General features: G+C 39.3%; 3 protein-coding genes and 2 pseudogenes. 2 read left to right on the top strand and 3 right to left on the bottom strand.

Annotated features, from left to right (window positions below; genetic code table 11):
* The first annotated feature begins 103 nt into the window (after positions 1-103).
* Both RUMTOR_RS04140 and RUMTOR_RS04145 read left to right on the top strand, forming a co-directional pair.
* Positions 104-1,470 (top strand): annotated as a pseudogene (locus RUMTOR_RS04140) (spore germination protein).
* Positions 1,471-1,638: 168 nt separating this feature from the next.
* Positions 1,639-2,502: a DegV family protein gene (locus tag RUMTOR_RS04145; RefSeq protein ID WP_004845867.1), complete on the top strand. Its 864-nt coding sequence runs from the start codon at positions 1,639-1,641 to the stop codon at positions 2,500-2,502.
* Positions 2,503-2,642: 140 nt separating this feature from the next.
* Here RUMTOR_RS04145 and abc-f read toward each other — a convergent pair whose 3' ends face one another.
* From abc-f to RUMTOR_RS04160, 3 genes and pseudogenes are all read right to left on the bottom strand, one after another.
* Positions 2,643-4,592 carry a ribosomal protection-like ABC-F family protein gene (gene abc-f / locus RUMTOR_RS04150; protein ID WP_004845868.1) on the bottom strand — a complete coding sequence of 650 codons (1,950 nt, stop codon included), beginning with the start codon at positions 4,590-4,592 and terminating at the stop codon, positions 2,643-2,645.
* A gap of 174 nt (positions 4,593-4,766) precedes the next feature.
* Positions 4,767-6,116: an ISNCY family transposase gene (locus RUMTOR_RS04155; protein WP_004845869.1), complete on the bottom strand. Its 1,350-nt coding sequence runs from the start codon at positions 6,114-6,116 to the stop codon at positions 4,767-4,769.
* Positions 6,117-6,441: 325 nt separating this feature from the next.
* Positions 6,442-6,867 (bottom strand): annotated as a pseudogene (locus tag RUMTOR_RS04160) (IS30 family transposase); the annotation flags it as partial.

Raw genomic sequence — 6,867 nt, forward strand, 5'->3', positions numbered from 1 at the left:
AAATAATATATTAAAAAGCCGATCGAATAAAAAAATAAAAAAAGGGTATTCTAACCATAGAAAATGTACTGTCGGTATCCGGCAGAAAAAAGGGGAAGTTTCTATGGTAGAAAAAAATACGAAAAAGTTAAACAGTTCATTTGAAGAAAATATAAGATATATGAATGAGATTCTTCCGGTTAAGGAAAGTTTTGATATTATCAGAAGGGAGATCATAATAGGCGGAAAGGCGTCTGTGTTCTATTACATTGATGGATTTATAAAAGATGAAGCAATGTTAAAGATCATGGACTCCTTTCTTTCTGTATCCGAACAGGATATGCCGAAAGATGCAGAAATGTTTATTCAGAAACATGTTCCTTATGTGGAAGTAGAAATCTTGGAAGATTTTGATCAGGTGATCCGCAACGTCCTTTCCGGTCCTGCCTGCCTGTTTATTGATGGATATAAGGAATGTATTGCTCTTGACTGCAGGACATATCCGGCGAGAGGAGTCGATGAACCCGATAAGGATAAATCGCTTCGCGGATCAAGAGACGGATTTGTAGAAACAATCGTATTTAACACAGCACTGATGCGGAGAAGGATTCGGGATCCGCATCTTGTCATGGAGATGACGGAGGCAGGGCAGTCTTCGCGTACAGATATTGCGATTTGTTACATGAAAGACAGAGTGGATAAGGAACTTTTACAAAACTTAAAGAAAAGGATTGAAACATTGGAATTAAATGATCTGCGGATGAATCAGCAAAGCCTTGCAGAAGCTCTTTTTAAACGAAAATGGTTTAATCCTTTCCTAAATTTAAATATACAGAGCGTCCGGATACGGCAGCGGCATGTCTTTTTGAAGGGAAAGTTGTAATTCTTGTAGATAATTCTCCGTCGGCAATGATCCTTCCTACTTCGATTTTTGATATGATAGAGGAAGCAAATGATTATTATTTTCCGACAGTAACAGGAATGTATTTAAAGATTACAAGAACGCTGATCACAGTTGCAACGGTATTTTTTACACCATTATATTTATTATTTATGCAGAATATTGAATGGTTGCCTGAAGTGTTTCGTTTTGTAGAGGTGCAGGATACAGTAAATATTCCGCTTGTCTTTCAGTTTATTATTTTAGAATTGTCGATTGACGGACTTCGTCTGGCGGCAATGAATACCCCGACAATGTTGAGTACGCCTCTTAGCGTGATTGCGGGTATTGTGATGGGCGAATTTTCGGTACAGTCCGGTTGGTTCAACAGTGAGGTGATGCTGTACATGGCGTTTGTAGCTGTGGCAAATTATACACAGCCTAATTTTGAATTAGGATACGCGCTAAAATTTATGCGTCTTCTTCTTTTGGTTTTGACGGCATGTTTCAATCTGTATGGATTTATAATTGGGTGTATTTTGGTGTTTTGTTTCCTTGTATTTAATAAGACATTATCAGGACGAAATTATATGAATGTAAAATTAAATTGATTTTCGGTTTTTGCGGCAGACAAGTTTTTGTGTATGGAAGAACTGTTATTACAAATTTTAATTTTTGTTAAAAAATTTTGCGTAATGTCTAAAAAAATGGTATTATATGTAAATATAAGAATACAGAAATTATCTGTGTTCTGATATTTGTACAGGAGGCATGCAAAAATGAGAGATTATGTGATTACAGTAAACAGCACGGTTGATGTGCCGAAATTATGGTTGGAAGAAAGACATGTTCCGGTTGTTGCATTAAAATATACGATTGACGGAGAAACCTATACAGATATGGAAGGATTGACTGCAAAAGAGTTTTTTGAGAAACTCCGCGAGGGGAAGATGTCTGTTACTTCGCAAGTGAATCCGGAAGAGGCTATGGAAGCATTAGAACCATTTGTGAAAGAAGGAAAGGATATTTTACATCTTGGGTTTTCGTCCGGTTTAAGCGGAACTTTAAACAGTATGCGTCTTGCAGGGGAGATGTTGGAAGAAAAATATCCTGAGGCAAAAGTTATCGTAGTCGATACGCTTTGTGCCTGCATGGGAGAGGCTCTACTATTACACAAAGCGCTGCAGAAAAAGGCGGAAGGCAAGACGATAGAAGAAGTTGCAAAGTGGACAGAAGAAAATAAACTTCATATTTGCCATAATGTGACGGTGGATGATCTGAATCATCTTCATAGAGGAGGTCGTGTATCTAAAACAACGGCAGTTCTCGGAACGCTTGTCCAGATCAAACCGATCATTCATATGGATAATGAAGGAAAATTACAGGTGATCGGAAAAGAAAGAGGACGTAAAAAATCTTTGAATAAAATTGTAGATATGGCAGTAAAACAGTCAGAAGGCTGGGAGAATGATTTGATTATGATTACTCACGGAGACTGTATCGAAGATGCGGAATATGTGGCGCAACTTGTACGTGAGAAGATGGGTGTTGAAAATATTTTGATCAACAATATCGGAACAGTGATAGGAAGTCATACAGGTCCGGGTGTAGTAGCTGTGTTCTGTATGGGAAATGAAAGATAGGAATCTTATTTTTGATCTGTAAAATATTTGTGTGTTTTGTTTGGAAAACAGCAAAAAAGATGATGAAAGAGCAGGAAAGAAAGGAATGCTGCCATGGGATGCATTCCTTTCTTTCTTGCCTTTTTATCTTGTAGAATATATTATTCGGCAAGTTCTCCCCATTTTTCGTACAATTCTTCAAGACGGAGTTCGTTCTTAGTTCGCTCGGTTGAAAGTTCCTGACATTTCACGGAGTTAGAATATACTTCTTCCAATGTCATTTGAAAATCAATTTCTCCGTTTCTGTTTTCGAGAAGTGCGATTTCATCTTCTGTTTTTTTGAGTTCGCTTTTTCTCTTTCGTTCTTTTGCCTGCTGTTCTTTTTGTTCTTGCCAGCTCAATTTGGAATCTGATAAAAAAGCTCCATCGGCAGGAACTGTTTCACTGCCGTTTTGAGAAGTGGAAACTTGCCTCTGTATCTGACTTGAGGCGTAAGTTTGCGTCAGTTCATCCTTTTTTTCGAGATAGTAGTCATAATTTCCGATATAATTTACAAAAGTCTGATTGACAAGTTCCAGTATTCTGGAAGCAGTACTGTTGATAAAGTAACGGTCATGGGAAACGTAGAGGATCGTTCCGGTGTAATTGTTCAGGGCTTCTTCAAGTATCTCCTTCGAGGCGATGTCAAGGTGGTTTGTAGGTTCGTCAAGAATTAGGAAATTTGCTTCGGAAAGCATAAGTTTTGCAAGTGATACTCTTCCTTTTTCGCCGCCGCTTAATGAATGGATTACTTGGAATACTTCATCTCCCGTAAATTGGAATGCAGCCAATGTATTTCGAATCTCTGTATTAGTAAGATGAGGGTAGTCGTCGGATATTTCCTCAAATATCGTTTTATCATCATGAAGAACATGATGTTCCTGATCGTAATAGCCGATCTGTACTTTGGCTCCGAGAGTGAAAGAGCCATTGTCGGCTTTGATCACTTGATTTAATATCTTTAGAAGCGTTGTCTTTCCTGTTCCGTTATCTCCTATGACAGCTACATGCTCCCCGCGTTTGATCTCAAAACTGACATCTTGAAAAAGGAGTTGGGTATCAAACTGTTTTGAAAGATGCTCAACTGTCAGTACATCGTTTCCGCTGACACAGTACGGTTCCAGAGAAAAATGCATTTCCCGGACTGCCTCTTGAGGTTTATCTACAATGGTGATTTTTTCTAATAATTTTTCACGGCTTTCTGCCCGGCGGATGGATTTTTCCCTATTGAAAGAGCGAAGTTTTTCGATTACTGCCTGTTGATGTTTGATTTCACGCTGCTGATTGAAATATTCTTTTAGTTTCGCATCACGGATCTGCTGTTTTTTTTCAGAGTAGGCGCGGTAATTTCCCATATACATAGAAAGAGCGCCGTTTTCAATTTCAATTACTTTTGTAACTACTCGATTCAAGAAAAAGCGATCGTGAGATACGATGAATACAGCGCCGTTATAGTTCATTAAATAAGTTTCAAGCCATGAGATCGAATTTAAATCTAAATGGTTTGTAGGCTCGTCGAGGAGCAGGATGTCGGGATCGGTAAGAAGAAGTTTCCCGAGGGCGACACGGGTTTTCTGTCCACCGGATAAAGTATCTGTTTTTTTTGAAAATTCTTCTTCGGTAAATCCAAGTCCTTTTAACACACCGATAATCTCACTTTCACACGCATATCCGTTTTGAGATTCAAATTGCGACTGAAGGCGGTTGTATGTTTCGAGACGGGCATTTAATTCCTCTCCGGATAATGATTGTAGTTCGTGTTCGATTGAGCGAAGCTGTTGTTCCATTTCGATGATGTCTGCTTTGGCAGATCGAAGTTCTTCGTAAATGGTACCGTTTGGAATCAGGTTTTGATGTTGGGCAAGATAACCGATTGAGCGGCCTTTTGCAAGGATTATTTCTCCTCCGTCAGAAGGTTCTTCTCCGATGATCATTTTGAAGATTGTTGATTTTCCGGCGCCGTTTACCCCGACAAGAGCTGCTTTTTCACGTTCCTCTATATGAAAAGATCCGGTATCGACAATGATTCGGTCTCCGAATGATTTTTTAAGATTATGACATGCAAGTATCATGATATAATTCCTCTTTCATAATAACGATTATAGTAATGGTCTGTTTTCCAATCTATTATAGCTGAATGTCCTGTAAATAAAAAGTAAAAATGTCAATAACTTATGAAAATGTCACTTTTTAATATAGAAATTTATTTGAAAAAATGTCACTTTCATAAAAGGGCTAATGCCCTTTTATGAAGCTGACTGCCGCTTCTCGAAAAATAGCTCATATAAAAATTTAAGTGACAGATTATAATCCTCCATCCACCAGATTGCTTTCCATTCATCACTGCTGTGACGCAGCTGAAGGTGTGGTTCTACTGTTTTTGACACTTTTTGGGGAACTTCTGTATTGGCATTTTTGTTCTGAGGTTTCAGATAACGGATGGTATTATAGATTCGTCCGCCGTACTCTACACGAATTCCAAAACGTGGGTTAATTAATACAGTGATCTCACGGCGGGCATTGATAATCGGAAATCCCTCATCTAGGATTTGAAAACACCGATTTTTAAACGAAAATGTCCCGGCTGCATCTGTTTTTCTCGTGTGCTTTACACAAAGGATGGAATCCAGATTCAAATCTTTTGCGGCAGAGACAAAAATAGACTCTGCTTCCGGCTCAACGGCAAACCTCTGATTGAAAAGTTCCCTGTACTCTGTTTCCAGAAAACGGTTTGCTTCTGACACAGTAGTAATCCCACGTTTTGCGAACTCAACAGGGAGCCTGCTCTGCAGTGTGACCCATAAACGTTCAATCCGCCCCTTTGCCTGAGGAGTCTTTGCGAAAATAAGGTCAATGCCCAATTCGTGCAGGGAACGTCCGAACTGGGTAAGATGGACAGTCTTGCCTGCGATTAGTTCATCAACAGTCAGCTTTCCGGTTTTAGGAGAACGGAAGATGGTATGGTTGTCAGAATAAACCGTCTGTGGGATGCCGAAATCAGAGCAGCATTGACGCATGGTTTCCAGATAACCGTAAAGGCATTCATTCTGTGTCAGGAAAAGTCCGACGACCTGCCCGGTAGCATCATCGATAGCACCATGAAGGGCGTATTTGATATTTCCCCCAAACCACTCGTAAGGCGTGGCATCGATCTGGATGAGCTGTCCGGGATGGGGCTTACGTTTGCGCCGATGTGTGCGGTGTCGGATTTTTTTCTTTTTAGGGCTTTCAAAACCAGCATTTTTTAGTATACTGGAAAGAGCAGAGTAGGAAAGTTGAATTCCGAAATCTGCAGAGAGTATATCTTTGAAATGGAGGAAGTTGGCATTAGAGAATTCTGGGCGGGAATAAATCTTAAGGACAGCTTCCTTCAATTCGTCAGAAACGGAGTGAACGGGTTTTCTACCGGTATTTTTATGAATGAGGGATTGAGCGCCAGAGGTAAGGACTCCTTTCTTTAAGCGTGTGATCTGGCGTGTGGAGAGACCCAAAAGTTCAGCAGCCTGTTGTCTGGAAATAGACTTGTCAATGAAACGGTTGATGACAGTCAGCGTTTTCAGTTGTTCTTGTGACAATGTAATTTTACCTTCTTTCATAGCTTTAATAGAATACCAAAAAGAGACAAAACCTCAAGTGAATCTTAAGGAGACATTATCACAAGTTAATAACAACAGGTTGAGTGAATAAGTAAATTCCATATGTAAAAGTAAATTCCATACAGAAGACTAAATTCGATATTTTAGGGTTTGACGAATTGTGTCAAATCCTTTAAAGTGGAATTTAACCAGATAATAAATGCTTTTCTGCAATAAAAATGTATGCTAATGAGACAACTGGAATCTGCTCTGTAAGACTAAATTCCACTTGTCTGGTATGTGTGATATGGAGCCTTTATCCGCAGATTTGTTTTATTATCTGGTTTTATTTTTTCAATAATGCAGGCGTTAATACGATCTCATCTGCCGGTATTTCAGTGAGAGCAAAAAAATTTAAAAGTTCATGTGGGAGCATGATTTTTGCAAGAGCCATAGGCGACAATCCACCAAGGCTTTGTCTTGGAGTACTGTTGATATGGCTCATCATCAGATTGATCTCTTTTTGCGAGTAATCGTCAAAGGATGTTCCTTTCGGGCATATTTTTCGGATATATTCATGGTTCTTTTCACAATGCGGCTTTTGCCAGGAACACATCGGATCACAATAATAAATACTTGTCCGAATCAGGTTGTCTTCACCACATTCCAATGCATCCGGAATCTGAAATTCACCGCCTCTGTCCGTTAAAATCAGCGAAAAAGCAAGGCAAAAGAAAAAGGTTCCATTCGCATGTTCAATGGAATTCAAAAA

The organism is [Ruminococcus] torques ATCC 27756, from assembly GCF_000153925.1.
Lineage (GTDB): Bacteria > Bacillota > Clostridia > Lachnospirales > Lachnospiraceae > Mediterraneibacter > Mediterraneibacter torques.

What these genes read in the sequence shown, in the direction of transcription:
- abc-f (WP_004845868.1), bottom strand. Translation starts at nt 4,592, where the DNA reads ATGATACTTGCATGTCATAATCTTAAAAAATCATTCGGAGACCGAATC.
- RUMTOR_RS04155 (WP_004845869.1), bottom strand. Translation starts at nt 6,116, where the DNA reads ATGAAAGAAGGTAAAATTACATTGTCACAAGAACAACTGAAAACGCTG.
- RUMTOR_RS04145 (WP_004845867.1), top strand. Translation starts at nt 1,639, where the DNA reads ATGAGAGATTATGTGATTACAGTAAACAGCACGGTTGATGTGCCGAAA.